At 64.8% G+C, this 26,750-nt stretch carries 25 protein-coding genes and 2 pseudogenes; 15 read left to right on the top strand and 12 right to left on the bottom strand.

What is annotated here, in order from left to right:
• Positions 1–6 precede the first annotated feature (6 nt).
• Positions 7–933 carry a DMT family transporter gene (locus LE197_RS00300; RefSeq protein WP_003119360.1) on the top strand — a complete coding sequence of 309 codons (927 nt, stop codon included), beginning with the start codon at positions 7–9 and terminating at the stop codon, positions 931–933.
• 3 nt (positions 934–936) lie between these two features.
• On the opposite strand, the gene LE197_RS00295 is transcribed toward LE197_RS00300, so the two are convergent.
• Entirely contained in the window at positions 937–1,653 is a 717-nt protein-coding gene (locus tag LE197_RS00295; protein WP_003098478.1) for a tRNA-uridine aminocarboxypropyltransferase, read from the bottom strand.
• Positions 1,654–1,973: 320 nt separating this feature from the next.
• Complete coding sequence (locus LE197_RS00290) at positions 1,974–2,288, bottom strand: ArsR/SmtB family transcription factor (RefSeq protein ID WP_008294929.1); 315 nt, start codon at positions 2,286–2,288, stop codon at positions 1,974–1,976.
• 111 nt (positions 2,289–2,399) lie between these two features.
• Here LE197_RS00290 and LE197_RS00285 point away from each other — a divergent pair, with 111 nt between their 5' ends.
• From LE197_RS00285 to LE197_RS00245, 9 genes are all read left to right on the top strand, one after another.
• Positions 2,400–3,116, top strand: coding sequence for a permease (locus tag LE197_RS00285; protein WP_226033847.1), 717 nt, complete (start codon positions 2,400–2,402; stop codon positions 3,114–3,116).
• Complete coding sequence (locus LE197_RS00280) at positions 3,041–3,433, top strand: permease (RefSeq protein WP_008294181.1); 393 nt, start codon at positions 3,041–3,043, stop codon at positions 3,431–3,433. Before LE197_RS00285 ends, LE197_RS00280 begins: the two co-directional genes overlap by 76 nt.
• Before the next feature lie 12 nt (positions 3,434–3,445).
• Positions 3,446–4,723 (top strand): ISL3 family transposase, encoded by a 1,278-nt coding sequence (locus LE197_RS00275; protein ID WP_000610830.1) that lies wholly within the window; start codon positions 3,446–3,448, stop codon positions 4,721–4,723.
• Positions 4,724–4,903: 180 nt separating this feature from the next.
• A complete protein-coding gene (locus LE197_RS00270; protein ID WP_019682178.1) occupies positions 4,904–5,995 on the top strand; it encodes an ABC transporter ATP-binding protein in 1,092 nt (363 codons plus the stop codon).
• 4 nt (positions 5,996–5,999) lie between these two features.
• On the top strand, positions 6,000–6,893 hold the full coding sequence (locus tag LE197_RS00265) for an ABC transporter permease (RefSeq protein ID WP_003159504.1): 894 nt from the start codon (positions 6,000–6,002) through the stop codon (positions 6,891–6,893).
• Complete coding sequence (locus LE197_RS00260) at positions 6,886–7,656, top strand: ABC transporter permease (protein WP_003092244.1); 771 nt, start codon at positions 6,886–6,888, stop codon at positions 7,654–7,656. The genes LE197_RS00265 and LE197_RS00260 overlap by 8 nt, the downstream gene beginning before the upstream one ends.
• A gap of 88 nt (positions 7,657–7,744) precedes the next feature.
• A complete protein-coding gene (locus LE197_RS00255; RefSeq protein WP_003129956.1) occupies positions 7,745–8,809 on the top strand; it encodes a spermidine/putrescine ABC transporter substrate-binding protein in 1,065 nt (354 codons plus the stop codon).
• 174 nt (positions 8,810–8,983) lie between these two features.
• Positions 8,984–9,394, top strand: coding sequence for a quorum-sensing-regulated virulence factor family protein (locus LE197_RS00250; RefSeq protein ID WP_003109703.1), 411 nt, complete (start codon positions 8,984–8,986; stop codon positions 9,392–9,394).
• A gap of 18 nt (positions 9,395–9,412) precedes the next feature.
• Complete coding sequence (locus LE197_RS00245; protein ID WP_003092249.1) at positions 9,413–9,634, top strand: DUF3820 family protein; 222 nt, start codon at positions 9,413–9,415, stop codon at positions 9,632–9,634.
• A gap of 123 nt (positions 9,635–9,757) precedes the next feature.
• Here LE197_RS00245 and LE197_RS00240 read toward each other — a convergent pair whose 3' ends face one another.
• On the bottom strand, positions 9,758–12,163 hold the full coding sequence (locus LE197_RS00240; RefSeq protein ID WP_003113876.1) for a phosphoketolase: 2,406 nt from the start codon (positions 12,161–12,163) through the stop codon (positions 9,758–9,760).
• A 179-nt stretch (positions 12,164–12,342) separates the two neighbouring features.
• Here LE197_RS00240 and LE197_RS00235 point away from each other — a divergent pair, with 179 nt between their 5' ends.
• Together LE197_RS00235 and LE197_RS00230 are read left to right on the top strand one after the other, a co-directional pair.
• Entirely contained in the window at positions 12,343–13,746 is a 1,404-nt protein-coding gene (locus tag LE197_RS00235) for an MBL fold metallo-hydrolase RNA specificity domain-containing protein (RefSeq protein ID WP_031640473.1), read from the top strand.
• Positions 13,747–13,828: 82 nt separating this feature from the next.
• Positions 13,829–14,899, top strand: coding sequence for an LOG family protein (locus LE197_RS00230; protein WP_003092255.1), 1,071 nt, complete (start codon positions 13,829–13,831; stop codon positions 14,897–14,899).
• 21 nt (positions 14,900–14,920) lie between these two features.
• Here the strand turns inward: LE197_RS00230 and recX are convergent, their stop codons facing one another.
• The 3 genes from recX to LE197_RS00215 form a co-directional block, all read right to left on the bottom strand.
• Positions 14,921–15,382, bottom strand: coding sequence for a recombination regulator RecX (gene recX / locus LE197_RS00225; protein WP_003119355.1), 462 nt, complete (start codon positions 15,380–15,382; stop codon positions 14,921–14,923).
• 5 nt (positions 15,383–15,387) lie between these two features.
• A complete protein-coding gene (gene recA / locus LE197_RS00220; RefSeq protein ID WP_003092260.1) occupies positions 15,388–16,428 on the bottom strand; it encodes a recombinase RecA in 1,041 nt (346 codons plus the stop codon).
• Positions 16,429–16,561: 133 nt separating this feature from the next.
• Positions 16,562–17,068, bottom strand: a complete 507-nt coding sequence (locus LE197_RS00215) for a CinA family protein (RefSeq protein ID WP_003143267.1) — start codon at positions 17,066–17,068, stop codon at positions 16,562–16,564.
• A 147-nt stretch (positions 17,069–17,215) separates the two neighbouring features.
• On the opposite strand from LE197_RS00215, the gene LE197_RS00210 reads away from it, so the two are divergent.
• The 3 genes from LE197_RS00210 (at position 17,216) to fdxA (ending at position 21,306) form a co-directional block, all read left to right on the top strand.
• The gene (locus LE197_RS00210) at positions 17,216–18,223 is read left to right on the top strand and encodes a TolB family protein (protein ID WP_031640472.1); all 1,008 of its coding nucleotides are present in this window, start codon (positions 17,216–17,218) and stop codon (positions 18,221–18,223) included.
• Positions 18,224–18,348: 125 nt separating this feature from the next.
• Positions 18,349–20,916: a DNA mismatch repair protein MutS gene (gene mutS / locus LE197_RS00205; protein ID WP_003113873.1), complete on the top strand. Its 2,568-nt coding sequence runs from the start codon at positions 18,349–18,351 to the stop codon at positions 20,914–20,916.
• A gap of 66 nt (positions 20,917–20,982) precedes the next feature.
• Positions 20,983–21,306, top strand: a complete 324-nt coding sequence (fdxA, locus tag LE197_RS00200) for a ferredoxin FdxA (RefSeq protein WP_003092272.1) — start codon at positions 20,983–20,985, stop codon at positions 21,304–21,306.
• A 426-nt stretch (positions 21,307–21,732) separates the two neighbouring features.
• Here the strand turns inward: fdxA and rpoS are convergent, their stop codons facing one another.
• From rpoS to ispF, 6 genes and pseudogenes are all read right to left on the bottom strand, one after another.
• Positions 21,733–22,737 carry an RNA polymerase sigma factor RpoS gene (rpoS, locus tag LE197_RS00195; protein WP_003113871.1) on the bottom strand — a complete coding sequence of 335 codons (1,005 nt, stop codon included), beginning with the start codon at positions 22,735–22,737 and terminating at the stop codon, positions 21,733–21,735.
• Between the two features lie 104 nt (positions 22,738–22,841).
• Positions 22,842–23,735 carry a peptidoglycan DD-metalloendopeptidase family protein gene (locus LE197_RS00190; RefSeq protein WP_003115226.1) on the bottom strand — a complete coding sequence of 298 codons (894 nt, stop codon included), beginning with the start codon at positions 23,733–23,735 and terminating at the stop codon, positions 22,842–22,844.
• Positions 23,736–23,780: 45 nt separating this feature from the next.
• Positions 23,781–24,414: pseudogene (locus tag LE197_RS00185) on the bottom strand (protein-L-isoaspartate(D-aspartate) O-methyltransferase).
• A gap of 32 nt (positions 24,415–24,446) precedes the next feature.
• Positions 24,447–25,196: a 5'/3'-nucleotidase SurE gene (surE, locus tag LE197_RS00180; RefSeq protein WP_003092341.1), complete on the bottom strand. Its 750-nt coding sequence runs from the start codon at positions 25,194–25,196 to the stop codon at positions 24,447–24,449.
• Positions 25,184–26,253 (bottom strand): annotated as a pseudogene (truD, locus tag LE197_RS00175) (tRNA pseudouridine(13) synthase TruD). Before truD ends, surE begins: the two are co-directional and overlap by 13 nt.
• The gene (gene ispF / locus LE197_RS00170) at positions 26,250–26,723 is read right to left on the bottom strand and encodes a 2-C-methyl-D-erythritol 2,4-cyclodiphosphate synthase (protein ID WP_003098560.1); all 474 of its coding nucleotides are present in this window, start codon (positions 26,721–26,723) and stop codon (positions 26,250–26,252) included. The pseudogene truD and the gene ispF overlap by 4 nt, the downstream one beginning before the upstream one ends.
• Positions 26,724–26,750 lie beyond the last annotated feature (27 nt).

Genomic DNA, 26,750 nt, shown 5'->3' with positions numbered 1-26,750 from the left:
GGCAGAGTGGCGGACCCTCCCCGCCCCGTCGAGCGAGCCATGCGAAGCCAAGCCCTGCGTGCCGATGTCCTGATGCTGATCACCGCCATGATCTGGGGGGTGTCGTTCGTCGCCCAGCGCCTGGGGATGGACGCCATCGGGCCGTTCCTCTATACCGGCCTGCGCTTCGTCCTCGGTGCCCTGGTGCTGGTGCCACTGCTGATGCTGCGCTCGCGACGCGACGGCGCGCAACCCTTCAATCGCGGACAGTTGCTCGCCGGTGTGATCCTCGGCGTCGCCCTGACCACCGGGATCAACCTGCAGCAGGTCGGCCTGCTGTTCACCAGCGTGACCAACTCCGGCTTCATCACCGGGCTCTACGTGATCGTCGTGCCGTTGCTCGGCCTGCTGTTCGGCCAGCGCACCGGCGCGGGCACCTGGCTGGGGGCGTCGCTGGCGGTGCTCGGCATGGCCCTGCTGAGCATCGGCCCGGGCTTCCAGGTCGCCTCCGGCGACTGGCTGCAACTGGCCGGCGCGGTGGTCTGGGGCGCGCACGTCCTGCTGGTAGGCCTGTTCGCCAGCCGCTACGACCCGATCCGCCTGGCCTTCCTGCAGTTCGCCACCTGCGCGGCGGTCAGCCTGCTGCTGGCACTGGTCTTCGAGGAAATCCACTGGGACGCCATCGTCCAGGCCGGTCCCGCCCTGCTATACGGCGGCCTGCTCGGCGTCGGCACCGGCTTCACCCTGCAGGTGGTGGCGCAGAAGCACGCCATCGCTTCCCATGCGGCGATCATCCTGTCCCTGGAAGCGGTGTTCGCCGCCATCGCTGGCGCCCTGTTCCTCGCCGAGACCCTGCACCTGCGCGGCTATTTCGGTTGCGCGCTGATGCTGGCGGGCATGCTGGTGGCGCAGTTGTGGCCGCGCAAGCTCGCCGCCGAAGCGCGCCCGGCCTGACGCTCAGCCACGGAACGGCGCCAGGGCACGGTGCGCCGGGCTGGCCTCGTCCAGCGGAATGTGCCGCTTGGCGCCCAGGTAGCGCTCGCTGAACACCTCCAGGTAGGCGCCGAGCGCCTCGCCCGCGGCCTCGTCGCCAGCCAGCTCCAGGCACAGCGCCGCCACTTCGGCGGTGCACAGGTGCTCGCCACGGGTCGAGCGACGCAGGCGATAGCGCGAGAGCTGCTCGGGCAGCAGGCTGAGCACCGGGAACGGCTCCAGGTAGGGACTCTTGCGGAACATCTTGCGCGCCTCGGTCCAGGTCGCGTCGAGCAGGATGAACAGCGGTCGCTTGCCTTCCACCAGCGGGGCGACCTCGTTCACCACCCGCTCCGCCGCCACGTATTCGCCGGGGAACACCAGGTATGGCTGCCACTGCGGGTCGGCCAGCAACTCCAGCAAGCGCGGGTCGACCTCGGTGCGCGACCAGCCGAAGGCGAAGGTGTCGGCCACGGTATCGGCGATCAGCCAGCCGGTGTTGGTCGGTTTCAGCGCCTCGATGTCGTGCATAACCAGGCACATGCCGGCGCGCGCCTCGACCCGCGGCCGCCAGGCGCACATGCAATAGCTCGGCAGCAGCCGACAGCCTTCGCAGCGCGGCATGCGCGAACCGCGCGCGACGAAGGGTTTCAGGCTGCGCGCCAGGCGCTCCTGGCGCAAGCGGGAAACGGCATGGCTCATCGGGCAGGCTCCCGATACGGAAAGGACGGGCGAAGGAACATCGAAGACTCGAGGAAACGGGCTGGAAAGCGACCGCGAAATTCTATCAGAGCCCGCGTGGCTCCTGCTTTGTCGGACAACTTCCGAGGCCGCGAAAAAAAATTCGGGTATCCGGAATTTCTGGTTGATAAAATGCCAAAGATGTAAAGAAGAAAATCTTTCTCAGCGGATTATCTGATTGATCCTCTTCAGCCTACTCTACTGCCAATTTTCTGTTTCCACCTTCGCCTGAGTCTTCATAGCGATGCTGACTAGGGAGGACAGCGAGAGCTGGGCAAGCGTCAAAGCGGTTCTGGTTCATGCGCAATCCGGACACCTGCACAACATTCCTCTTGTAAGAAACCGATCAAATTCTCTAGGTGCCCATACTCGGATATACAGACAATCGTGCGGCTATGTTTCTCCTGCCGGATCAGCCCTACCTTGGCCATGCGCGCAAGGTGATGTGATAGCGTCGAAGCAGGAATACCCAGCCCCTTCTGGATATCTCCGACCGAAGCCCCATCATGGCCAGCTTTGACCAGAAAGCGGAACACGGACAGTCGGTGACTATTCCCTAGCTCAGCTAAGCTGGCTGCAACCTTTTCGTGATCCATAGCACGCCCCAATAATTCGATGTTTCTAGAATTATAGTTGACAGGTCGGATAAACGCAAGTAGGCTGCGTACATCATTTCGACAATACTAGAAATATAGGAGTAATATTGAATGTCATCTCAACTCCAAGACGCTCTAGGCATGTTCGCCTTTCTCGCTATCGAGCTATCGGTTTTATTCATTGGCATTAGCTTGCTGGTCGGAGTTCTTCAACGTCACATCCCACCATCCAAGGTGGAAGCGTTACTGACTTCCAGTGGGAAGCGAGGCTATTTTCTTGCTGCTGGTTTAGGAGCTATAACGCCCTTCTGTAGTTGCTCGACTATCCCCATGTTGAAAGGGTTGATTCGGGCACGGGCCGGTTTTGGGCCGATGATGGTGTTTCTTTTCTCATCTCCGTTGCTGAATCCTATCGTCGTCGGCCTGCTGGTTGCCACGTTTGGATGGACACTTACTGCTATCTATGTGCTCGCCGCTTTGGTGGTCGCGGTAGGTGCCGGATGGCTGCTTCACACGCTTGGCTTCGAGCGTTATGTGCGCCGGACGGCGACACAAGAGAGCAGTGGATGTAGTTCATCAGCAAGCCCGTGCAGTGCTACATCGACCGCATCGAGTTGCGGCACCAACAGCTGCGACACCACTCCGAAGACGGCTTCTTGCGGGGCTGATAGGAAGACAACAGTCTCTACGTCTAGCGAATGCTGTGACAGTCAACCCACTGTCACGGTTAAGAAAGAAGGAAGTACAGTGGTGTGTGGCGGGAAGCTTGGTCGGACTTTATCGATGTGTTGCCTTACCTGCTCATCGGTATTGCGATTGGCAGCGTGATCTATGGTTTCATGCCCACTGACTTATTGGAGCAGTATGCAGGCCCAGATAATCCCTTTGCCATTCCAGTTGCCGCTGTCATCGGCGTGCCGTTGTATATTCGCGCTGAAGCCGTCATACCTCTGGCAGCGGCTCTGATGGCCAAAGGCGTGGGTGCCGGGACGGTGCTAGCGTTGATCATCGGCAGTGCCGGAGCCAGCCTGACTGAGCTCATTCTGTTGCGCTCTTTGTTCACGCTGAAGCTTTTAGCGGCGTTTTTAGCAGTCATTTTTGCTATGGCGATGATTGCCGGTTACGCCACCTACCTGTTTTTCTGATCAAGGCGGGAGATGATTAATTCGTTAAGCCTTCCTGGGTACCAGTTGGTGGATTCTGATGAGCAGAATGAAGACATACATTTTCGGCTTGAAGCACCTACACCAGTAGCCTGCGAGGGGTGCGGCGTGCAGGGTGAGTTCGTGCGGTTCGGCAAGCGTGACGTTCCCTATCGTGATCTGCCCATCCACGGCAAGCGGGTCACTCTCTGGGTGGTCCGCCGCCGATACACCTGCCGGGCCTGCAAGACAACATTCAGGCCCCAGCTACCGGAGATGGTGGACGGATTCCGTATGACACTGCGGCTGCATGAGTACGTGGAGAAGGAATCCTTCAACCACCCCTACACCTTTGTGGCGGCACAGACCGGCCTGGACGAGAAGACGGTGCGCGACATCTTCAACGCCCGCGCCGAGTTCCTGGGGCGCTGGCACCGCTTCGAGACGCCCCGCATCCTGGGCATTGACGAGCTATACCTGAACAAGCGCTACCGCTGCATTCTGACCAACATTGAGGAGCGAACCCTGCTCGACCTGCTGGCCACCCGCCGCCAGGACGTGGTGACCAACTACCTGATGAAGCTGAAAGACCGGCAGAAGGTCGAGATCGTCAGCATGGACATGTGGAACCCCTACCGGGCAGCGGTCAAGGCTGTGCTGCCCCAGGCCCGTATCGTGGTCGATAAGTTCCATGTGGTGCGCATGGCCAACGATGCCCTAGAGAGAGTGCGCAAGGGCCTCAGAAAGGAGCTGAAACCGTCCCAGAGCCGGACTCTCAAGGGAGACCGGAAAATCCTGCTGAAACGCGCTCACGAAGTCTCAGACCGGGAGCGCCTCATCATGGAGACCTGGACAGGCGCGTTCCCGCAACTGCTGGCCGCCTACGAGCACAAGGAGCGCTTCTACGGCATCTGGGACGCCACCACACGGCTCCAGGCAGAAGCCGCCCTGGACGAGTGGATAGCCACCATCCCGAAGGGCCAAAAGGAAGTCTGGAGCGATCTGGTCAGGGCAGTGGGAAACTGGCGCGAAGAGACCATGACCTACTTCGAGACGGACATGCCCGTCACCAACGCTTACACGGAGTCCATCAACCGACTGGCCAAGGACAAGAACCGTGAAGGGCGCGGTTACTCCTTCGAGGTGATGCGGGCACGAATGCTCTACACCACGAAGCACAAGAAGAAGGCACCGACTGCGAAGGTCTCTCCTTTCTACAAGAAAACCATCGGTTACGGACTGCCGGACTTCGCAGAGGAACTCAACTACGGAGTCGATCTATCAACCATCTGATAATGGTATCAGGTTGGTGGGGTAAAGGTGCCCCATCAACCATTAAATCCGTATACCCAAAAATTCTTCACAGGGGCCTCAGACGTCTAGTTAGAGCGGGATGCGATCCCTATAATCCGCCCCCTTTTTCGACACCGGGCAGCCGGCTCCGCCCGCTGACCTTACTGCCTCTCCAGACGAGTGACGCCCCCCTTGCTCGAGATCCGCAACGTGACCCGCCGCTTCGGCGACTTCACCGCCGTCGACAATGTCAGCCTGACGATCAACACCGGCGAATTCTTCACCCTCCTCGGCCCTTCCGGGTGCGGCAAGACCACCCTCCTGCGCATGCTCGCCGGCTTCGACCAGCCGGACAGCGGCGAGATCCGCCTCAACGGCCAGGACCTCGCCGGCGTCGAGCCGGAGAAGCGCCCGGTGCATACGGTGTTCCAGAGCTACGCGCTGTTCCCGCACATGAGCGTAGCGCAGAACATCGCCTTCCCGCTGAAGATGGCCGGAGTGGCGAAGAGCGAGATCGACGCCCGCGTCGAACAGGCCCTGAAGGACGTACGCCTGGCGGACAAGGGCGGGCGTATGCCGACACAGCTTTCCGGCGGCCAGCGCCAGCGCGTGGCGATCGCCCGCGCGCTGGTCAACCGGCCGCGCCTGCTGCTGCTCGACGAACCGCTGTCGGCGCTGGACGCCAAGCTGCGCGAAGAAATGCAGATCGAACTGATCAACCTGCAGAAGGACGTCGGCATCACCTTCGTCTATGTCACCCACGATCAGGGCGAAGCCCTGGCGCTGTCGCACCGCATCGCAGTGATGAACCAGGGCCGGGTGGAGCAACTGGACGCCCCGGAAACCATCTACAGCTTCCCGCGCAGTCGTTTCGTCGCCGACTTCATCGGCCAGTGCAACCTGCTCGACGCCACGGTCGAGGCGGTCGACGGCGAACGCGTGCGCATCGACCTCCGGGGCCTGGGCGAGGTCCAGGCGCTGAAATCCTTCGACGCCCAGCCCGGCGAGGCCTGCGTGCTGACCCTGCGGCCGGAGAAGATCCGGCTGGCGCAGAGCGTCACCGCCGACAGCAACGAGGTGCACTTCCGCGGTCGCGTCGCCGAACTGCTCTACCTGGGCGACGTGACCCTGTACATCGTCGAACTGGAGAACGGCGAGCGCCTGGAAACCCTGCTGCCCAACGCCACGCCCGGCCGAGCCAAGTTCTTCGAGGTGGGCGACGCGGTGGAAGCCGCCTGGCGCTTCGATGCCGGCCATCTGGTCAGGGCCTGACACGATGAGAAAGAACCTCGGCAAGTGGCTGCTGGTCTGGCCGCCGCAAGCGTATCTGCTGTTCTTCTTCCTGGTTCCGGCGCTGATCATGCTGTTCGCCTCGTTCCGCTTTCCCGGCGACTACGGCGGCCTGGCGCCCTGGATGTACAGCGAAGACGGGCAGACCGTCTACGACCTCAGCGTGGAGAACTACACCCGGCTCACCGAGAGCTGGGTGTACCTGCAACTGTTCGTCAAATCCTTCGGCTACGCCCTGGTCACCACCCTGGCCTGCCTGCTGCTCGCCTACCCGGTGGCGACCACCCTCGCCCGGGCCCCGGCGAAGTGGCGCAACCTGCTGATCCTGCTGGTGATCCTGCCGTTCTGGAGCAACCTGCTGGTACGCGTCTACGCCTGGATGATCATCCTCTCGCCGTCCGGTGCCCTGACCCGCGGGATCAACGCCACGCTGGACCTGTTCGGCGCGCAGCCGATCAGCCTGATGTTCACCCCGTTCGCGGTGATCCTGTGCATGGTCTACGTGCACCTGCCGTTCATGATCCTGCCGCTCTACGCCAACCTGGAGAAACACGACCCGGCCCTGCTGGACGCCGCCCAGGACCTCGGCGCCGGTCGTTGGCAACGCTTCTGGCGGGTGACCTTCCCGCTCTCGCTGCCGGGCGTGGCCGCCGGCGCGGCACTGGTATTCATCCCGGTGCTGGGAATGTTCGCGATCCCCGACCTGGTCGGCGGTACCGACGGCATCATGATCGGCAACCTGATCAAGAGCCAGTTCCTCGACTCCCGCGACTGGCCGTTCGGCAGCGCGCTGTCGATCGCCCTGACCGGCTGCATCCTGCTGCTGGTCGCCCTCGGCATGGGCGCCGCGCGCGCCCGCAAGGGAGGCGCCCATGCGTAGGCCCTACCTGCTCTGGAGCGCCACCGCGCTGGTGTACCTGTTCCTCTACGTACCGCTGGTGATCGTGGTGCTGTACTCCTTCAACGACTCGCGGCTGAACGCCGAGTGGGTGGGCTTCACCCTGGACTGGTACCGCAAGCTGTTCGGCAACCGCGACATGCTCCAGGCCGCCGCCAACTCGCTGGTCATCGCGCTGGTTTCGGCCAGCGTGGCGACCCTGCTCGGCACCCTCGCCGGGGTCGCCCTGCATCGCTTCAAGCTGCGCGTGCTGCCCCTGCTAGTGCTGACCCCGATCGCCATTCCGGAACTCCTGATGGGGGTCTCGCTGGTGATCTTCTTCATCGGCCTGAACATGAGCCTGGGCATGCTCTCGGTGACCCTCGCGCACATCACCTTCTCGGTCGGCTTCGTCGCCCTGGTGGTGCAGGCGCGCATGTCGGGCATGGACGAAAGCCTCACCGAGGCGGCCCGCGACCTCGGTGCCACGCCCTGGCAGAGCTTCCGCCTGGTGACCCTGCCGCTGATCATGCCGGGCATCGTCGCCGGCGCGCTGATGGCCTTCACCCTGTCCATCGACGACTTCGTGATCACCTTCTTCACCGCCGGCGGCGGCTTCGCCACCCTGCCGACGCAGATCTACACCATGATCAAGATCGCCGTGACGCCCGAAGTGAACGCCGTCTCCACCCTGCTGATGCTGCTCACCCTGGTGCTGATCGTGATCGCCTCGAAACTCTCCCCCAGCGCCATCAAGGGCCATTGATCCGCCGAAACCCGCGGGCCTCCCGGAGAGGCCCGCGGCCTTGCCCTGCTCCGGTTTCCGGAGCCCTGCCACCCCGTAACAAGGAACCATGATGAAAAAGCTGTTGCTCGTCGCAACCCTCATGGCAGGAGCCGCCCAGGCCACCGCCGCCGAGAAGCTGTATCTGTTCAACTGGAACGACTACATCGCCGAGGACACGCTGAAACGCTTCGAGCAGCAATGTGGCTGCGAGCTGGTGCAGGAGTTCTATTCCGGCACCGAGGAAATGATGGCCAAGCTGGCCGCCGGGGCCAGCGGCTACGACGTGATCATCCCGACCCAGAACGCGGTCGAGGCGCTGATCCGCAAGGGCGACCTGCTGGAGCTGGACAAGAGTCGCCTGGCGAACCTGAGCAACGAGGCCGCGGGCTACCTCGACAAGGATTTCGACAAGGGCAACCGCTATTCCCTGCCCTACGCCTTCACCACCACCCTGGTCGGCTACAACAAGACCGAGCTGGACAAGCTGGGCATCGACCCCGCCGACTGGTCGGTGATCTTCGACCCGGCGGTCCTGGAGAAGATCAAGGGCAGGGTCACGGTGATGGACGACCCGCAGGAACTGTTCGGCGCCGCCCTGAAGTACCTCGGTCACTCCGCCAACGACACCGACCCGCAGCACTGGAAGGAAGCCCAGGCGCTGATCCTCGCGGCCAAGCCGTACTGGGCCGCGTTCAACTCGTCGAGCTATATCAAGGAGCTGACCCTGGGCAACATCTGGGTCGCCCATGGCTACTCCAGCGACATGTACCAGGCCAGGGCCGACGCGGAGGCTGCCGGCCGCGCCTTCAAGGTCGACTTCGCCCTGCCCCGCCAGGGCGCGGTACTGGCCATCGACAACATGGTGATCCACAAGGGCTCGAAGAACCCCGACCTGGCCTACCGCTTCATCGACTTCATGCTCGACGGTCGGAACGCTTCCGAGCTGACCAACCAGATCGGTACCGGCACGCCCAACGCCGCCGCCCTGCCCTTCATCAGGCCGGAAATCAAGACGCTCGCCGCCCTGTTCCCGGACGCCGCCACCCAGGCCAGGCTGGAGCCGCTGAAGGACCTGAACTCGCGCCAGCGACGCGCCCTGAACAAGCTCTGGACCGAGATCAAGCTGCGCTGATCCGCACCGCTATCGACGAAAGGGCGACCCTCGGTCGCCCTTTTGCGTTTCCGTGCCCCGCCCCGAACGCGGTAACATGGCGCCCATTCGCCACCGTCCGTCCCGGGAAAGGGCCGACGGAAACAATTCGCCCCTTCATCGGTCGAATCCGCTTATTGCCCCAGGAGATCTTCGATGTCGCGCCTCATGGCCCTTGCCCTTTGTTTCGTCCTGCCCACCGCCGCCCATGCCGCCTCGCTCAAGGATTTCGAACTGAGCAAGATGCTGGAGAAAGTGGCCAAGGAAAGCAGCGTAGGCACTCCTCGCGCCATCAACGAAGACATCCTCGACCAGGGCTACACCGTCGAAGGCAACCAGTTGATCAATCACCTCAGCGTACGCGCCAGCCACGCCGAGCGCATGCGCTCCAACCCGGACAGCGTGCGCAGCCAGCTCGGCGATAGCGTGTGCAGCAACACCGGCTATCGCCAGTTGCTCGCCCGCGGCGCGATCCTCACCTACAGCTTCACCGAGTACAAGACCAACCAGCCGGTCGCCACCGAACGCTTCGATGCCGGCAGCTGCCGCATCCAGGGCAAGAAGTAAGCGCGCCGCGCGGTCGCCATGCTGGACAAGCAGCATCTGCTGAAGATCGCCAGGACGCCGATGCCGTTCGGCAAGTACCAGGGACGGATGCTGGTCGACCTGCCGGAGGAGTACCTGCTGTGGTTCTACAAGAAAGGCTTCCCGCCCGGTGAACTCGGGCGGCTGATGCAGTTGACCCTGGAGCTGAAGATCGACGGGCTGGACGGGCTGCTCAAGCCGCTTCGTCCCCCCGCTCCGTAGGCGAATGACGTCGCCGACGCTATCCGCCGATACCCCGCCCACACCCTGCCTTCGCCAGACACCCGCCCCCGTTCGGCAGGGCGAATAACGCCACAGACGTTATCCGCCGATACGCAGCCGAACTCAGCGCAACAACGCCGGATCGCCCTTGCCAGCCACCGCCGCCGCTTCCTCCGGGGTCAGCAGCGCGGTGCGCGGGACCTCCATCAAGCGGGCGCAAGCCGCCAGCACGTTGCCCCAGCAGGCGCGGTTGGCGAACTGCATGCCCGCCTCGTCGAGGGTGCCACCGCGGTTGCGATAGCCGAGTACCGAGGTGCGCCGGGCATCCGGCAGGATCGGCCAGAGATGCCCACGCGCCACTTCCGCACGCATATGGGTGAGCAGCACGCGGCGCTCATGGCTATCCGGGAACAGTCGTTCCACCAGCGCCTCGTCGGCCACCGCCTCGACCTCCCAGCGATCGCGCGGCGCGCGGAAGCGTCCCGGCTCCTGCAGGTAGACCAGCCGGTAGGCCTGCCCGGCCTCGGCCAGGCGCTGCGCGGCGCGGCGCATCTGTTCGAGCTGGTAGCTGCCGTTGGCGATCAGCAGCAGCGGATCGGAGCCGCAGCGCTCCTCGACCAGGATCGCGCCGTCGCGGGCCAGGCGCTCGGCCTGGACGGCGTCGAACACCATCGGCCGGTCGCGCTTGGGGATCACCAGGCAGGCCAGTTGCCCCCGGCTGCGGTAGATCGTCGGTAGCAGCGCCAGGGCACTGTTGTGATCGGCCGGGAAGAGCACCCGGACCATGTCGCTCATCTCGCCAAGCAGGGCTTCGCAGAAGGTGGTGTCCTGGTGCGACTGCTGGTTCTTGCCGTTCTCCCAGGTATGCGAAGTAGCGACCAGCGGCCAGCCCAGCCAGCCGGCCGGACGCCCGACCTCCTTCTGCTGGCGGGCGAAGATCAGGGTCTGGCGCACCGCGCCGAGCATCTTCACGCAGAACGCCTCGTAGCTGGCAACCAGGTTGAGTCCGCCCTGGTTGGCCAGGCAGGCGGACACCACCGCCTCCTCGTTGAGCGCGGTGATGACCCGACCGCTCACCGATTCCAGTTCGCTCTCCGGCTCGCTGACCCGATGCTTGAGCGCCTTGAGCACGCCGCCGAGGCGGTTGCTGGCCAATTCGTCGGGATTGCCGACCCGGGCGCGCAGGTCGGGGTTGGCCTCCACCAGTTCGGTATAGAAGCGGTCCAGCGCGGCCATCGGCGAGCAGGCGTCGTCGCGATAGCGCAGCGGCGGGATGATCGGTTCGATGGGATGGCGCAGGGCCAGCGGGTTGTCCCGTTCGAGGGGGCGCTCGCCGCGCTGCTCGGCGAACAGCCGGCGGGCCAATTCGAGAGCCTCAGGCTCGACCCAGAGTTCGTTTGCATGCTGGTTGAACAGTTGCCGGGCCTGTTCGTCGTTATGCGGATTGCCCGGCAGCGGCAGGTTGTGCGCGGCGTTGCTGCCGGCGCCATAGAAGCCGAAGCCCTTGACCGTCTCGGCGATGCCGTAGGGAATCGGCAGCGGGTAGCGGAGGATGCCGCTGTTCTTCTCCTGCACGCGCCGCTCCAGGCGCTGCTCCATCTCCCAGAGCGTACAGACGAAGGCGGCCGGGTCGCGCCCATCGAAGCTGATCGGATCGAAGCCGCATCGGCGCAGATGCAGCTTGAAGCCCTCCAGCCCCTCATGGGTGCCCAGTTCGGTGCGCTGCTCGATGCGCCGGCCATTGGCGATCATCACCGGCAGCGCCGCCCCGCAATCCTCGGCTCGCCACCAGCGCGGAATCCAGTCGCTGCCGCGCTGTTCCTCGGCGGCGCCATCGGAGAGGAACGCCACCAGGGTCTCGCCGGGCAGCGGCATGTGCGCGTACTGCAATTCGGCGAAGCCGAGGTAACCGCCCTCGGCGATACCGCCGGCGGTATGCGGATTCACGTGGCTGCCCAGTGGCGCCGCCGGTGCGCCGTTGGGGGCCTGGGCGTAGCCGTAGAAGTCCTGCAGCAAGCGGTTCAGCCCTTCCTCGCCGTCGGCATAGGCGCGCTCCTGCTCCGGGTGCAGGTTGCCGGTGAGGACGTTCAGCGCGTCGATGGCGGCCACGCAATGGCCCTGGCCCATCAACCAGGCGCGAGTCTTGCCGGTCAGGACGTTGAGTGCCAGATAGCCGGCGTAGGCCGGGACCATGTTCAGGGCTCCGCCGGTGTGGCCCTCGGGCTGTGTCTTGAAATCCTCGGCCTGCAACGGCTGGCCGTCCAGGCGGATGCGCCGGGCGTAGGTCATGTGCACGACGATGCGCAGGGCGCTGGCGGTCAGCCGGTCGAGGGCGCGGAACAGCTGGTAGACGCTGGCCAGGTCCGGTTGCAGCCCGGCTTGGACCAATTGATGAGCGGTGCGGAACACGGCGGCGCGGGTCTCTGCGCTATGCTGGAGCGGACCATGGCCTTGCAGCCACGCGGCAAACGCCGGCTCGGCCGCCGCATGGGCAAGCAACTCGTCCTGACTGGGCAGAATCTGACTCATGGTGGGTAGCCTCCCTAGTGGTGCCTTGCAGTCTAGGCAGCACACGGCAAAGGGCGCTGACCTGCATCAAGCTCCCCGCCCCCGATTCGTTCACCCTGGCCCTGTACGAAGGTTCCATGGCATTCCACGATCCCCGAAAGGTATCGGGGTGTCGACAGAGCTCTGACGGAGGAGGCTCGATGGCATCACTGACGTTTCTAGGCGCCGCCCAGGAGGTCACTGGCTCCTGTTATCTGCTGGAAACCCTCGATGGCGTGAAGGTCCTGCTCGAATGCGGCATGCGCCAGGGGCGCCGCGAAGCCGACAACGGCAACCGCGCGCCCTTCCCCTTCGATCCCGCGAGCATCGACGCGGTGGTCATCTCCCACGCCCACCTGGACCACAGCGGCCTGCTGCCGCGCCTGGCGGCCGAGGGCTTCAAGGGCCCGATCTTCGCCACCGAGGCCACCTGCGAACTGCTGGAACTCATGCTGCTGGACTCCGCGCACATCCAGGAAAAGGACGCCGAGTGGGAGAACCGCTGGCGCAACCGGATCGGCAAGCCGAGCATCAAGCCGCTGTATACCCAGGCCGACACCGAACGCGCGCTCAAGCTGCGCCGGCCGATCAGCCTCGGCAGCACCGTGGCGGTCGCTCGTGGCGTGCGGGTGACCTTTCACAACGCCGGGCACATCCTCGGCTCGTCGATCGTCGAAGTGCAATTCCACGACCAGGTGCAACCGCGCCGCCTGGTGTTTTCCGGCGACCTCGGCAACACCTGCTCGCCGTTGATGCGCGCGCCCTCGCCGCTGAGCCGGGCCGACGTGGTGATGCTCGAATCCACCTATGGCGATCGCGATCACCGCGACAGCAACGACACCCTGGAGGAACTGGCGGCGATTCTCGACCAGGCGCACCGCGACGGCGGCAACGTGCTGATCCCGTCGTTCGCCGTCGGCCGCACCCAGGACCTGCTCTACTACCTCGGCCGCTTCTACCAGGAGGGCCGCCTGCCGCAACAGGCGGTATTCCTCGACAGCCCGATGGCCGCCCGTGCCAATGGCATCTACCTGCGCCACAGCAACGAGTTCGACGACCGCGACCGCGAGTACATTCGCGGCACCGGCACCACCCGCCTGGAGGAATGGCTGCCGGTGCTGCGCGTCACCCGCAGCGCCGACGAGTCGATGGTGATCAACCGGATCAAGAGCGGCGCGGTCATCATCGCCGGCAGCGGCATGTGCACCGGCGGCCGTATCGTCCATCACTTCAAGCACAACCTCTGGCGCCCGGAATGCCATGTGGTATTCCCCGGCTTCCAGGCGCGCGGCACCCTGGGCCGCAACATCGTCGACGGCGCCAGCGCGGTTCGCGTGTTCCACCAGCGCATCGCGGTCAAGGCGCAGATCCATACCCTCGGCGGCTTCTCCGCCCACGCCGGGCAATCGCAGCTGCTCGACTGGGTCGGTCACTTCGCCCACCGTCCAGCGCTATACCTGATACATGGCGAGCGGGAAAAGATGGAAGCGCTGCAGGGCGCGATCCGCGAGCGTCTCGACTGGGATGCCGAGATACCGGAGCCCGGCGAACGCATCGAGATCTGAGCCGCCGTCCGCAACTGTCACGCAGTCCGTGGCAGTATGCGGATGACCGCCTGTCCAGGGTGGTTGTAGAAGGAGTATGCGAATGCCCTACGAAGCCGATGACTATCTTTCCCGGCACTTCCAGACCAGCGGCACCGACCTGGCGCGGAAGGTCGACGAACTGGCGGCCCTTGCGGCTCCCGGCGACAGCCCCAATCTCGCGCTCTACCGCGAGATGCTCTTCACCGTGACGCGCATGGCCCAGGCCGACCGCAACCGCTGGGACGCCAAGATCATGCTGCAGACCCTGCGCGAGATGGAGCATGCCTTCAGCGTCCTCGAGCAGTTCAAGCGGCGACGCAAGGTCACCGTGTTCGGCTCGGCGCGCACGCCAGTCGAACATCCGGTCTATGCCCTGGCGCGCAAGTTGGGCGAGGAACTGGCCCGCTACGACCTGATGGTGATCACCGGCGCCGGCGGCGGCATCATGGCCGCCGCCCACGAAGGCGCCGGGCTGGAGAACAGCCTGGGCTTCAACATCACCCTGCCCTTCGAGCAGCACGCCAACCATACGGTGGACGGCAGCGGCAACCTGCTGTCGTTCCACTTCTTCTTCCTGCGCAAGCTGTTCTTCGTCAAGGAAGCCGACGCCCTGGTGCTCTGCCCCGGCGGCTTCGGCACCCTAGACGAGGCACTGGAAGTGCTGACCCTGGTACAGACCGGCAAGAGCCCGCTGGTGCCGATCGTGCTGCTCGACCAGCCGGGCGGCCGCTACTGGGAACACGCCCTGGAGTTCATGCAGGAACAGTTGCTGGAGAATCACTATATCCTGCCGGCCGACATGCGCCTGATGCGCCTGGTGCATTCGGCCGAAGACGCGGTGAAGGAAATCGCCCAGTTCTACCGCAACTTCCACTCCAGCCGCTGGCTGAAAGGCACGTTCGTTATTCGCCTGAACCACGCCCTGAACGAAGCCGCGCTGGCGCACCTGCACGAACACTTCGCCAGCCTCTGCCTGAGCGGCGGCTTCCAGCAGCAGGCCTACAGCGAGCAGGAACAGGACGAACCGGAGTTCCGCAACCTGACCCGCCTCGCCTTCGTGTTCAACGGGCGCGACCAGGGGCGTCTGCGGGAATTGCTGGACTACATCAACCTGCCGGAAAACTGGGACTGAAGCTGCCGCTCCGGCACGCGCTCAATCGTCGCTGCGACCGTTCAACAGGCGGCTGATCGACTCCATGGAGTAACCCCGGTACGCCAGGAAGCGGCCCTGCTGGGCCTTTTCCCTGGCGTCCTGCGGCAGGCGGGCGAACTTGCGGCGCCAGACCTCGCGCAATTGCGCACTCCAGTCGACCTCGCAGGCACCCAGCGCCCTTTCGATATCGGCGCGCGGCAGACCGCGTTGCGCCAGTTCCTCACGGATGCGCAACGGCCCATGGCCGCTACGGGCGCGACTGGCGATGAAGCTTTCGAGATAGCGGGATTCGTCGAGCAGACCTTCCTCGGCCAGGCGGTCGAGGGCAGGGTCGATCAACTCGGCAGACGCGCCACGCTGGCGCAACTTGCGGGAAAGCTCGGCGCGCCCGTGCTCACGGCGCGCCAGCAGATCCATGGCCGCCCGCCGCACGGCGACGGGCGTATCGAGCACGGTCGCCATTGGCCTCAATCGGCTTCGGCGTCAGCCACTTCTTCGGCGTCGGCCTTCACCGGGCCGCTCTTGGCCAGCAACTGGTCGCGAATGGTCTTCTCCAGTACCGAACCGATTTCCGGATTGTCTTCCAGGTACTTGGCGGCGTTCGCCTTGCCCTGGCCGATCTTACTGCCCTGGTAGCTGTACCAGGCGCCGGACTTCTCGACCAGGCCCAATTGCACGCCCAGGTCGATGATCTCGCCGGTACGGTAGATGCCCTTGCCGTAGAGGATCTGGAACTCGGCCTGGCGGAACGGCGGGGAAACCTTGTTCTTCACCACCTTGACGCGGGTTTCGCTACCCACCACCTCGTCGCCTTCCTTCACCGCACCGGTACGACGGATGTCCAGGCGGACCGAGGCGTAGAACTTCAGTGCGTTACCGCCGGTGGTGGTTTCCGGGTTGCCGAACATGACGCCGATCTTCATGCGGATCTGGTTGATGAAGATGACCAGGCAGTTGGCGTTCTTGATATTGCCGGTGATCTTGCGCAGCGCCTGGGACATCAGGCGTGCCTGCAGGCCGACGTGGGCGTCGCCCATCTCGCCTTCGATCTCGGCCTTGGGTACCAGCGCGGCCACGGAGTCGACGATGATCACGTCGACCGCGTTGGAGCGCACCAGCATGTCGGTGATTTCCAGGGCCTGCTCGCCGGTGTCCGGCTGGGAGACCAGCAGGTCGTCGACGTTGACGCCCAGCTTGCCGGCATAGTCGGGATCGAGCGCGTGCTCGGCGTCGACGAAGGCACAGGTGGCGCCCTGTTTCTGGGCCTCGGCGATCACCGAGAGGGTCAGGGTGGTCTTGCCCGAGGATTCCGGACCGTAGATCTCGACGATCCGGCCCTTGGGCAGGCCGCCGATGCCGAGGGCGATGTCCAGGCCCAGGGAGCCGGTGGAGATGGCCGGGATCGCCTGGCGCTCATGGTCGCCCATGCGCATGACCGCGCCTTTGCCGAATTGGCGTTCGATCTGTCCCAGGGCCGCGGCCAGGGCGCGCTTCTTGTTCTCGTCCATTGAAGTCCTCGCGAAGTCAGGGCGGCCGGACGGCCACGAACAACTGTATAAGTAGACAGTATTATTCCACAGGGCAAGTCGCTCGCCTACCCCCGACGGGAAGAATGTTCCGAACGGTTGCCCGCAGGCGCGGCTAGCCCGGGTTCTCGCCGTTGCTCATGCGCAGCAGGCCGGTCAGCGCGGTCGCCACCGTCTGCCGGCGCACGGCATCGCGGTCGCCGTTGAACTGGCAGCGCTCGCTGACCAGCCGCTCGCCGTCGGCCCAGGCCAGCCAGACCGTGCCAACCGGCTTTTCCGGCGAGCCGCCGTCGGGCCCGGCGACACCGCTCACCGCCACCGCGAAACGCGCCCGGCTGTGCCGCTGGGCGCCGCGCACCATGGCCTCGACCACTTCCCGGCTGACCGCGCCGACTGCCGGGAACAGCGACTCGGGCACCTCCAGCTGGAGGGTCTTCTGGCGGTTCGAGTAGGTCACGTAGCCAGCCTCGAACCAGCCCGAACTCCCCGGGATGCGGGTGATCGCCTCGGCGATGCCGCCACCGGTGCAGGATTCCGCCGTGCTGACCTGCTCGCCCAGGTAACGAAGGCTTTCGCCGAGGCGGGCGGCCAGTGCGGTCAGGTCGGACTCCATCAGGGTCATCACTGTTCTCCAGGGTAGAAACGGAAAGGGACTACCCTACACCATCGGCTTTTCCATTCAGAAGCAGCTTTCGGACAAGCGCAACCGCGCGAAGGCAGCGAATGCGCGAACATGCGTGCTCCATCACCGTCCAAGGAAAGGCACCCCATGAACATCGCGCCACTCAAGGTCTCTCTGCTCTCCCTCGCCCTGCTCCTCTCCCCCGTTGCCAGCCTCCCCGCCCATGCGGCCTGCACCGCCAACCTGGCCCTGCAACCCGCCAGCAGCCTGCCCGCGCTCGGCGGGCGCCTGGCCTACCACAGCTATATGGAGTACGGGGACGGCTCCTCGAACCTCTACCTGCACGATTTCAAGAGCAAGAGCACCCGCCAGCTCAACCAGCCCGGCTGGAACATCGAGGACCCGATGAATGCGCATTTCTCCCCGGACGGCCGCTACCTGACCTTCATGGGCCGCCAGAATGGCGCCTGGCACGTGTTCGCCTGGGCCATCGGCGGTACCCAGGCGCCGAGCAACCTGACCGCGGCCATCGGCGGTCGCAACGAGGATCCGAAGTTCTCCTTCGACGGCCGCCAGGTCGTGCTCAAGCACGAGGGCGACATCCGCCTCGCCACCCTGGTCTTCAATGGCGATGGCAGCGTCGGCGTGAGCGCCTGGAAAGCCGTGACCGGCGACGGCTGGAGCACCGAAGAGTCGATGCCGTTCCTCACCCCCTCAGGCAAGTACGTGGTCTACGCGACAGGAGCCGGCGACAGCCTGCGGGTGGTGCGCAGGAACCTGGAGAACGGCCAGGTCAGCGCCCTCGCCACCCCGGCCGCGGGGGGCCGCGACTATTACCCGGTGGTACGCGACTATACCGCCTACTTCCTCTCGCGCACCCAGCCGGCCGGCAACGACCAGTTGGCCATGGTCGTACCCAACAGCCCGCCCGGCACCCCGGCGATCCTGCCGCTCAACCACTGCCAGGGCGACAATTCCGACGCCGCGCCGGTGAACGAGGACTACCTGATCTTCTCCAGCACTTCGTTCGACCCGACCTACAGCCTGCTCCTCGGTGACATCGCCGCGGCGCGGGTCTGGCGTCTCGACCCGGCGCAGATCAACCTGCCCGACGGTCGGCAGAAGCTCGGCGCCAGCTATACCGCGGCACGCTGAAAGCAGCCCGCACAGGCGCGGACCTGAGGGTCCGCGCCGGTTCCGAACGGACCCGACACAGGCCGGTGAATCGGGTTAACATTGCCCTCTTTTGCACCGTCCAAAGCCCGCTTCCGAAGGCCCGTATGACCGACCTCTCTCAGCACACGCCAATGATGCAGCAGTACTTCAAACTGAAGCATCAGCACCCCGACCAATTGATGTTCTATCGCATGGGCGACTTCTACGAGCTGTTCTACGAGGACGCGAAGAAGGCCGCCAAACTGCTCGACATCACCCTGACCGCACGCGGCCAGTCCGGCGGCAAGGCGATCCCGATGGCAGGCATTCCCTTCCATTCCGCGGAGGGCTACCTGGCCAAGCTGGTCAAGCTCGGCGAGTCGGTGGCGATCTGCGAGCAGATCGGCGATCCGGCCACCAGCAAGGGGCCGGTGGAGCGCCAGGTGGTGCGGATCATCACTCCCGGTACGGTGAGCGACGAAGCGCTGCTCGACGAACGCCGCGACAACCTGCTGGCGGCGATCCTCGGCGACGAGCGCCTGTTCGGCCTCGCCGTGCTGGACATCACCAGCGGCCGCTTCAGCGTCCAGGAGATAAAAGGCTGGGAAACCCTGCTGGCCGAACTGGAGCGCCTCAACCCGGCCGAGCTGCTGATTCCCGACGACTGGCCACAGGGCCTGCCGGCGGAGAAGCGCCGCGGCGTACGTCGCCGCGCGCCATGGGACTTCGATCGCGACTCGGCGCACAAGAGCCTCTGCCAGCAATTCGGCACCCAGGACCTGAAAGGCTTCGGCTGCCAGAACCTGACCCTGGCCATCGGCGCCGCCGGCTGCCTGCTCGCCTACGCCAAGGAAACCCAGCGTACCGCCCTGCCGCACCTGCGCAGCCTGCGCCACGACCGCCTCGATGACACGGTGATCCTCGACGGTGCCAGCCGCCGCAACCTGGAGCTGGATATCAACCTCAGCGGTGGCCGCGAGAACACTCTGCAATCGGTGGTCGACCGCTGCCAGACCGCCATGGCCAGCCGCCTGATGAGCCGCTGGCTGAACCGTCCGCTGCGTGACCGCGCGGTACTGGAAGCCCGCCAGGAGTCCATCGCCTGCCTGCTGGAACGCTACCGCTTCGAGAACCTGCAACCGCAGCTCAAGGAAATCGGCGACCTCGAACGCATCCTCGCCCGCATCGGCCTGCGCAACGCCCGCCCTCGCGACCTGGCGCGCCTGCGCGACGCGCTGGCGGCGCTGCCGGACCTGCAGAACGCCATGACCGAACTGGAAGCGCCGCACCTGCAGGCGCTGGCCACCACCATCGGCACCTATCCCGAACTCGCCGAACTGCTGGCCAAGGCGATCATCGACAACCCGCCAGCGGTGATCCGCGACGGTGGCGTGATCAAGACCGGCTATGACGCGGAGCTGGACGAGCTGCAGGCGCTGAGCGAAAACGCCGGGCAATTCCTGATGGACCTGGAAGCGCGCGAGAAGGCCCGCACCGGCCTGCCCAACCTGAAGGTCGGCTACAACCGCATCCATGGCTACTTCATCGAGCTGCCACGGGTGCAGGCCGAACAGGCGCCGGCCGACTACATCCGCCGGCAGACCCTGAAAGGCGCCGAGCGCTTCATCACGCCGGAACTGAAGGCCTTCGAGGACAAAGCGCTGTCGGCCCAGAGCCGCGCCCTGGCCCGCGAGAAGGCGCTCTACGAAGAGCTGCTGGAACGCCTGATCGGCCATCTCGCTCCGCTCCAGGACAGCGCCTCGGCGCTGGCGGAGCTGGACGTGCTGGCGAATCTCGCCGAACGCGCGCTGAACCTCGACCTGAATCGCCCGCGGTTCGTCGAACACACCTGCCTGCACATCGAGCAGGGCCGCCATCCGGTGGTCGAGCAGGTGCTGGAGACGCCGTTCGTGGCCAACGACCTGGCGCTGGATGCCGACACCCGGATGCTGGTGATCACCGGTCCGAACATGGGCGGTAAATCCACCTACATGCGGCAAACCGCGCTGATCGTGCTGCTTGCGCATATCGGCAGCTTCGTTCCGGCTGCGCGCTGCGAGCTGTCCCTGGTGGACCGCATCTTCACCCGCATCGGCTCGTCCGACGACCTTGCCGGCGGCCGCTCGACCTTCATGGTGGAGATGAGCGAAACCGCCAACATCCTGCACAACGCCACTGACAAGAGCCTGGTGCTGATGGATGAGGTCGGCCGCGGCACCAGCACCTTCGACGGCCTGTCGCTGGCCTGGGCAGCGGCCGAGGACCTGGCCCGGACTCGCGCCTTCACCCTGTTCGCCACCCACTATTTCGAACTGACCGTACTGCCGGAAAGCCAGCCCGCGGTAGCCAACGTGCACCTGAACGCGACCGAGCACAATGAACGCATCGTGTTCCTGCACCATGTACTGCCGGGACCGGCGAGCCAGAGCTACGGCCTCGCGGTGGCCCAGTTGGCCGGCGTGCCGGCCCCGGTAATCCAGCGCGCCCGCGAACACCTCAAGCGCCTGGAAACCACCAGCCTGCCGCACGAGATGCCGAGCCAGCAGAGCGGCAAGCCCGCCTCGCCGATGCAGAGCGACCTGTTCGCCAGCCTGCCGCACCCGGTGATCGATGAATTGTCGAGGATCAATCCCGACGATATCAGCCCGCGGCAAGCTCTCGATCTGTTATATGCATGGAAGATGCGGGTCTGACGGACTACCGCACAAGCTGCTAGAATCGCGCGCGCTTAGCCGCCCGCCTGAGGAGAGAACTAGAAAATGACCTTCGTCGTCACCGACAACTGCATCAAGTGCAAATACACCGACTGCGTGGAAGTCTGCCCGGTAGACTGCTTCTACGAAGGACCCAACTTCCTGGTCATCCATCCGGACGAGTGCATCGACTGCGCCCTGTGCGAGCCCGAATGTCCGGCCCAGGCGATTTTCTCCGAAGACGAAGTGCCGGAGAACATGCAGGAATTCATCGAGCTGAACAGCGAGCTGGCGGAAGTCTGGCCGAACATCACCGAGAAGAAGGATGCCCTGCCCGACGCTGAGGAATGGGACGGCGTCGCCGGCAAGCTCCAGCATCTGGAGCGCTGATACGCCAAGGCCCGCAAACAGCGGGCCTTTTCTTTGGCGACGAGTAAAACGGCAGGCAAAAAAAAGGGGCGGGGTATTACCCCGCCCACTCTTCAGTCCCTCGTCATCGTCCTGATGAATCGCCTCCCTGGCGACGTCCCTTCCCCGATCCTTCGGGGTTGCGTGTTCCCTGTACGCAGGAGTGATATTAGCGATTCCCTGTGCTTCCGCAACCTGCCAGAAAACCCAGCGAAGCTTCTTCGGCAGTCATTTTAGAAAAATATATTCCTTTATTTTCAATAAGTTACTTAAATTCACCGAGCGTTTTTGGCAAACCTCCCGGGCATTTATCTACTTAGGCTCACACGCCGTGTAAGTTAATGCTTACAAGAGCAGACACAAAAAACCCGGCGAACGCCGGGTCTTCAGTGGGTCTAAGGTTTTCCGTCACTGGAACAGCGCGTCACTCGACAGGCCGTTCTTCTCCAGGATCTCCCGCAGGCGCTTCAGCGCCTCGACCTGGATCTGACGAACCCGCTCGCGGGTCAGGCCGATTTCCTGGCCGACCTCTTCCAGCGTGCTGCTTTCGTGCCCGCGCAAGCCGAAGCGGCGAATCACCACCTCACGCTGCTTGTCGGTGAGTTCCGTCAGCCACTGGTCGATGCTTTCGCTGAGATCGTCATCCTGCAGCAGCTCGCACGGGTCGGTGGGGCGATCGTCGGTGAGCGTATCCAGCAGGGTCTTGTCCGAGTCCGGACCAAGAGAGACGTCTACCGAAGTCACCCGTTCGTTCAGGCCGAGCATGCGCTTGACCTCGGCGACCGGCTTCTCCAGCAGGTTGGCGATTTCTTCGGGTGAAGGTTCGTGGTCGAGCTTGTGGGTCAGTTCCCGCGCCGCACGCAGGTAGACGTTGAGCTCCTTGACCACATGGATCGGCAAGCGAATGGTCCGGGTCTGGTTCATGATGGCCCGCTCGATGGTCTGGCGGATCCACCAGGTGGCGTAGGTCGAGAACCGGAATCCGCGCTCCGGATCGAACTTCTCCACGGCGCGGATCAGGCCTAGGTTGCCTTCCTCGATCAGGTCGAGCAGGGACAGTCCGCGATTGACATAGCGCCGGGCGATCTTCACCACCAACCGCAGGTTGCTCTCGATCATCCGCTTCCGACCAGCGGGATCGCCCTTCTGCGCCAGACGAGCGAAGTGGACTTCCTCTTCGGGCGTCAACAGGGGCGAGAAACCGATTTCGTTGAGATACAGCTGCGTTGCGTCCAACGCGCGCGTGTAGTCGATGTGCTTGTGTTGTTTGGAAGAGAAGGAAGTGGTGGCTTTTGGAGTTGCCCGGGGAGAAGGCTGCTCGTCGGCAGACGACTCGTCCAGCATGATGCCGGGCTCCAGGAGGAGCACTTCATCATCGTGGTCAAACTCCGGCCCTTCTTTTTTGAGTGCCATGTCGTTATCCCTTGCATGAGTTCGACTCAAGCCCGGGCGATTCCTTTCCCGCTGGACACGCCCGGACCCGCTCACCTACATGATGTGGGCGGGCGAACTCCCGGTCAGCGACGTGGCAAATATTGCAGTGGATCGACAGGCTTACCCTGGCGGCGAATCTCGAAGTGCAGCTTCACCCGATCGGTTCCTGTGGAGCCCATCTCGGCAATCGATTGCCCTACCTTGACCTGTTGCCCTTCCCGCACCAGCAGCCTGCGGTTGTGACCGTAGGCACTCACGTAGGTCTCGTTGTGTTTGATGATGACCAACTCGCCGTAGCCCCGCAAACCACTACCGGCGTATACAACGGTCCCACCAGACGCAGCCAGGACAGGCTGGCCCAATTGACCGGCTATATCAATCCCTTTATTCAAACTTCCGTTTGAGGCAAAACGGCCGATCAGAGTACCGCTCGCGGGCCATGCCCACCCCCCCACCGCAGGCCCCGCGACGACGGGAGTCGCGCCGCTGCTGGGTGGGGTCGTGGTCGAGGCCGGAGCCGGTGCGGGCTTGGCAGGTACCGACGTACTAACTGCGGGTGGAACCGGGGTAGGCTTGGTCGCCACGGGCGCAGCGACGACCGGCGTGTTTTTCGCGACGGACGGTTGCGTCGATGCCCGCCCACCAAATTGGATAGCTTGACCGACCTGGATGGTATAGGGCGGCGCGATGCCATTGCGCGCGGCCAGGGCTTTCCAGTCCCAGCCGAAGCGGAAGGCAATGGAATACAGGGTGTCGCCGCGGCGCACGATGTACTGCCCGCTGGTGACCGGCGTACGCCGCGCAGCGGCAGGCGCGGAACCGTTGCGATCGACGACCTTGACTCCGCCGGGAGGCGACGACGAACAGGCGGCGAGAAGGGAACAGACAACGGCCCCGAGCAACAGGTGGCAGCCACCGTAGAGCCGAGTCCATTGCCGCAGGGTCGCTGCTAGCCTCAATCCTTCCCCCTTATCCATCTTCTTCGCTTTCGTTCAATCGGGCCGGCGACGCCGGCCGCCGGCTCAGGCGATCGGGCCGTTGAGCAGCGGGACGAAACGTACCGAGTCGAGTACCTGGCGGCTGAACCCGTCCTCGGTGCGGACGATCAGCATCAGTTGCTGGACCTCGCCGCCACCGACCGGGATCACCAGGCGCCCCCGGGGCCAACTGGTCCAGCAACGACTGCGGGACTTCCGTGGCCGCCGCGGTGACGATGATTCCATTGTAGGGAGCCAACGCCGACCAGCCCTCCCAGCCATCGCCCCAACGAAAGACAACATTACGCAGGTTTAGCTCCGCAAGACGCTCCTTGGCCTTGTCCTGCAACGCCTGGATCCGCTCGACGGAGAAGACCCGCTCGACCAGTTGCGCCAGCACCGCGGTCTGGTAGCCGGACCCGGTACCGATCTCCATGACCTTGTCCAGCGGGCCGGCCGCCAGCAGCAACTCGGTCATCCGCGCCACCATGAACGGCTGGGAAATGGTCTGGTTGTGGCCGATCGGCAGGGCGGTGTCTTCGTAGGCGCGATGCGAGAGCGCCTCGTCGACGAACAGATGACGCGGCGTGCGGCGGATCACCTCGAGCACGTGGGCGTTGGACAGGCCTTCTTCGTACAGGCGCTGGATCAGGCGCTCTCGGGTACGCTGGGAGGTCATGCCGATACCCCGGCGATGCAGGTCTTCGGACATCACGTCAGTCCTCCCAGCCACTCGTCGAGGCCGCCGAAGGCTTCGTGGAAGGTACGGTCCAGCTGCAACGGAGTGATCGACACGTAGCCTTGCATGACCGCGTGGAAATCCGTCCCCGGCCCGCCATCCTCGGCATCGCCGGCCGCGGCGATCCAGTAGCCTTCCTTGCCGCGCGGATTGACCACCTTCACCGGTGCGGCGGCACGGGCGCGGTGCCCGAGGCGGGTCAGTTGGATACCACGTACGCGATCCAGCGGCAGGTTCGGGATATTGACGTTGAGCACGGTACGCGGCGGCACGGCCAGGCGCTCGTGGGCGGAGACCAGCAGGCGGGCGAAGTGCATGGCAGTGGGCAGGTTGTCCGTCAACCGCGAGACCAGCGAGAAGGCGAAGGCCGGCCCCTTCAGGAAGCGCCCTTCGATGGCCGCCGCCACGGTACCGGAATAGAGGACGTCATCGCCGAGGTTGGCGCCCAGGTTGATACCCGAGACCACCATGTCCGGCAATTCCTCCAGCAAGCCGTTCAGGCCCAGGTGCACGCAGTCGGTCGGCGTGCCGTTGAGGCTGATGAATCCGTTGTCCAGGCGCTGCGGGTGCAGCGGGCGGTCCAGCGTCAGGGAACTGCTGGCGCCGCTCTTGTCCTGGTCGGGGGCGATCACTACGCAATCGGCATGATCCGCCAGCGCGTCGTAAAGCGCGGCGATACCGGGTGCGGTCACCCCGTCGTCGTTGGCAATCAGTATGCGCATGGGTTTTCCGTCGTCTCCCTGTCGGTACCAGGTCGAGGATTTCACGCACCACTACGGTGGCGAAACAACCGGCCGGCAGGACGAATTCCAGTTGCAGAACATCAGGTTCGGGATAATGCCACGCCAGCCCCTGGATGGGGAGCCGCAGGATGCGCCGTTCGTGCGCCATGCCCGCCTTCGCCAGCCAGCGGCAGAGCGCCGGCTCGCGCCCGGCCAGGGCCAGCTCGCGTTCGAGGACGCCGGCGCCGCTCGGCGGATCGCCCTCGCCCCAGAGCGGTCCGGTGGGGTGCAGGTCGAGGGCGGCCAGACGGGCATCGCGGCATTCTTCCTCGCCAGCGAGGAAAAAGCTGCGGCTGTCGGTGAAGGCCAGCAGGTCACCGACCGCTGCCCGGTTCCAGCTACCCTCCGCGACCCGCTCGGCGAGCAGGCGATTGAACAGGCAGCTGCGCCCGGCGGAAAGGAAGCGCGAACGCAGGTTGCGGTTCGCCGGCAGCAGGTCCTGTTCCGCGCAACTGCGCGCGTCGACCAGGTTGCCGCCGCCGTGGCCGAAGCGTTGCAGGCCGAAATAATTGGGCACGCCGTCCGCGGCGATACGTTCCAAGCGCGCGTCGAGAAGGGCACGCTCCGCCCGCAGCCCGGTCAGACGCAGGGTGAAGCCGTTGGCGGCATGCGCGCCTCGCTGCAACTTGCGCGAATGACGGGTGCAGCGAAGAATCCGCAGGTCCGCGCCCTCGGCTGCGCCCAGGTCGGGATCGGCCTTGCCCGGCAGGTGCAGGCTGAACCATTGCCGGGTCAGGGCCTGGCGGTCCTTCAACCCGGCGTAGCTGACGTTCTTCTGCTGCACGCCGGCGGCGCGGCCGAGGCGACGGGCCGCCTCCTCGGTGTTCAATCCGCGCTTTTCCACCCACAACCAGAGGTGCTCGCCTTCACCGCTGAGGGGAATGTCCAGCACCTCGTCGACCTGGAAGTCCTCGGCCACGGCCTTGAGCACCGCCTCGCCGCAGGCTGCCCCATGGGCGCGCGGCCCGAGCAGGTCGAGTTCGCCGAGAACGCTCATCGGGCCATCAGCAAAGCGACCGCATGTACAGCAATGCCCTCTTCGCGTCCGGTGAAACCTAGCCGCTCGGTAGTGGTGGCCTTGACGTTGACCTGGTCGACCGCGACGCCGAGGTCCTCGGCGATCAACCCGCGCATGGTCTCGATGTGCGGCGCCATCTTCGGCGCCTGGGCGACGATGGTGGCGTCGACGTTGCCGACCTTCCAGCCCTTCTCGGCGACGATGGCGACCACGTGTCGCAGCAGCGCGCGACTGTCGGCGCCCTTGAACCGCGGGTCGGTGTCCGGGAAGTGCTTGCCGATGTCGCCCAGCGCCGCCGCGCCGAGCAGCGCATCGGACAAGGCGTGCAGCAGCACGTCGCCGTCGGAGTGGGCGACCAGCCCATGTTTGTGGGGAATGCGCACACCGCCGAGGGTGATGAAGTCGCCCTCGCCGAAGCGATGCACGTCGTAGCCATGGCCAATTCGCATGAAAAAACCCTGGTTGGAATCAGGGCG

It is taken from the genome of Pseudomonas sp. PS1(2021) (assembly GCF_020405165.1).
Taxonomy (GTDB): Bacteria; Pseudomonadota; Gammaproteobacteria; order Pseudomonadales; family Pseudomonadaceae; genus Pseudomonas; species Pseudomonas aeruginosa.
The sequence above is the reverse complement of the archived record's forward strand: the minus strand, read 5'-3'. Positions and strand labels throughout refer to the sequence as shown.

Excerpts from the sequence above, each read along its gene's own strand:
- LE197_RS00295 (WP_003098478.1), bottom strand. The coding sequence starts at position 1,653 with ATGAGCCATGCCGTTTCCCGCTTGCGCCAGGAGCGCCTGGCGCGCAGC.
- LE197_RS00290 (WP_008294929.1), bottom strand. The coding sequence starts at position 2,288 with ATGGATCACGAAAAGGTTGCAGCCAGCTTAGCTGAGCTAGGGAATAGT.
- LE197_RS00285 (WP_226033847.1), top strand. The coding sequence starts at position 2,400 with ATGTCATCTCAACTCCAAGACGCTCTAGGCATGTTCGCCTTTCTCGCT.
- LE197_RS00275 (WP_000610830.1), top strand. The coding sequence starts at position 3,446 with ATGATTAATTCGTTAAGCCTTCCTGGGTACCAGTTGGTGGATTCTGAT.
- LE197_RS00265 (WP_003159504.1), top strand. The coding sequence starts at position 6,000 with ATGAGAAAGAACCTCGGCAAGTGGCTGCTGGTCTGGCCGCCGCAAGCG.
- LE197_RS00260 (WP_003092244.1), top strand. The coding sequence starts at position 6,886 with ATGCGTAGGCCCTACCTGCTCTGGAGCGCCACCGCGCTGGTGTACCTG.
- LE197_RS00255 (WP_003129956.1), top strand. The coding sequence starts at position 7,745 with ATGATGAAAAAGCTGTTGCTCGTCGCAACCCTCATGGCAGGAGCCGCC.
- LE197_RS00250 (WP_003109703.1), top strand. The coding sequence starts at position 8,984 with ATGTCGCGCCTCATGGCCCTTGCCCTTTGTTTCGTCCTGCCCACCGCC.
- LE197_RS00245 (WP_003092249.1), top strand. The coding sequence starts at position 9,413 with ATGCTGGACAAGCAGCATCTGCTGAAGATCGCCAGGACGCCGATGCCG.
- LE197_RS00240 (WP_003113876.1), bottom strand. The coding sequence starts at position 12,163 with ATGAGTCAGATTCTGCCCAGTCAGGACGAGTTGCTTGCCCATGCGGCG.
- LE197_RS00235 (WP_031640473.1), top strand. The coding sequence starts at position 12,343 with ATGGCATCACTGACGTTTCTAGGCGCCGCCCAGGAGGTCACTGGCTCC.
- LE197_RS00230 (WP_003092255.1), top strand. The coding sequence starts at position 13,829 with ATGCCCTACGAAGCCGATGACTATCTTTCCCGGCACTTCCAGACCAGC.
- recX (WP_003119355.1), bottom strand. The coding sequence starts at position 15,382 with ATGGCGACCGTGCTCGATACGCCCGTCGCCGTGCGGCGGGCGGCCATG.
- recA (WP_003092260.1), bottom strand. The coding sequence starts at position 16,428 with ATGGACGAGAACAAGAAGCGCGCCCTGGCCGCGGCCCTGGGACAGATC.
- LE197_RS00215 (WP_003143267.1), bottom strand. The coding sequence starts at position 17,068 with ATGACCCTGATGGAGTCCGACCTGACCGCACTGGCCGCCCGCCTCGGC.
- LE197_RS00210 (WP_031640472.1), top strand. The coding sequence starts at position 17,216 with ATGAACATCGCGCCACTCAAGGTCTCTCTGCTCTCCCTCGCCCTGCTC.
- mutS (WP_003113873.1), top strand. The coding sequence starts at position 18,349 with ATGACCGACCTCTCTCAGCACACGCCAATGATGCAGCAGTACTTCAAA.
- fdxA (WP_003092272.1), top strand. The coding sequence starts at position 20,983 with ATGACCTTCGTCGTCACCGACAACTGCATCAAGTGCAAATACACCGAC.
- rpoS (WP_003113871.1), bottom strand. The coding sequence starts at position 22,737 with ATGGCACTCAAAAAAGAAGGGCCGGAGTTTGACCACGATGATGAAGTG.
- LE197_RS00190 (WP_003115226.1), bottom strand. The coding sequence starts at position 23,735 with ATGGATAAGGGGGAAGGATTGAGGCTAGCAGCGACCCTGCGGCAATGG.
- surE (WP_003092341.1), bottom strand. The coding sequence starts at position 25,196 with ATGCGCATACTGATTGCCAACGACGACGGGGTGACCGCACCCGGTATC.
- ispF (WP_003098560.1), bottom strand. The coding sequence starts at position 26,723 with ATGCGAATTGGCCATGGCTACGACGTGCATCGCTTCGGCGAGGGCGAC.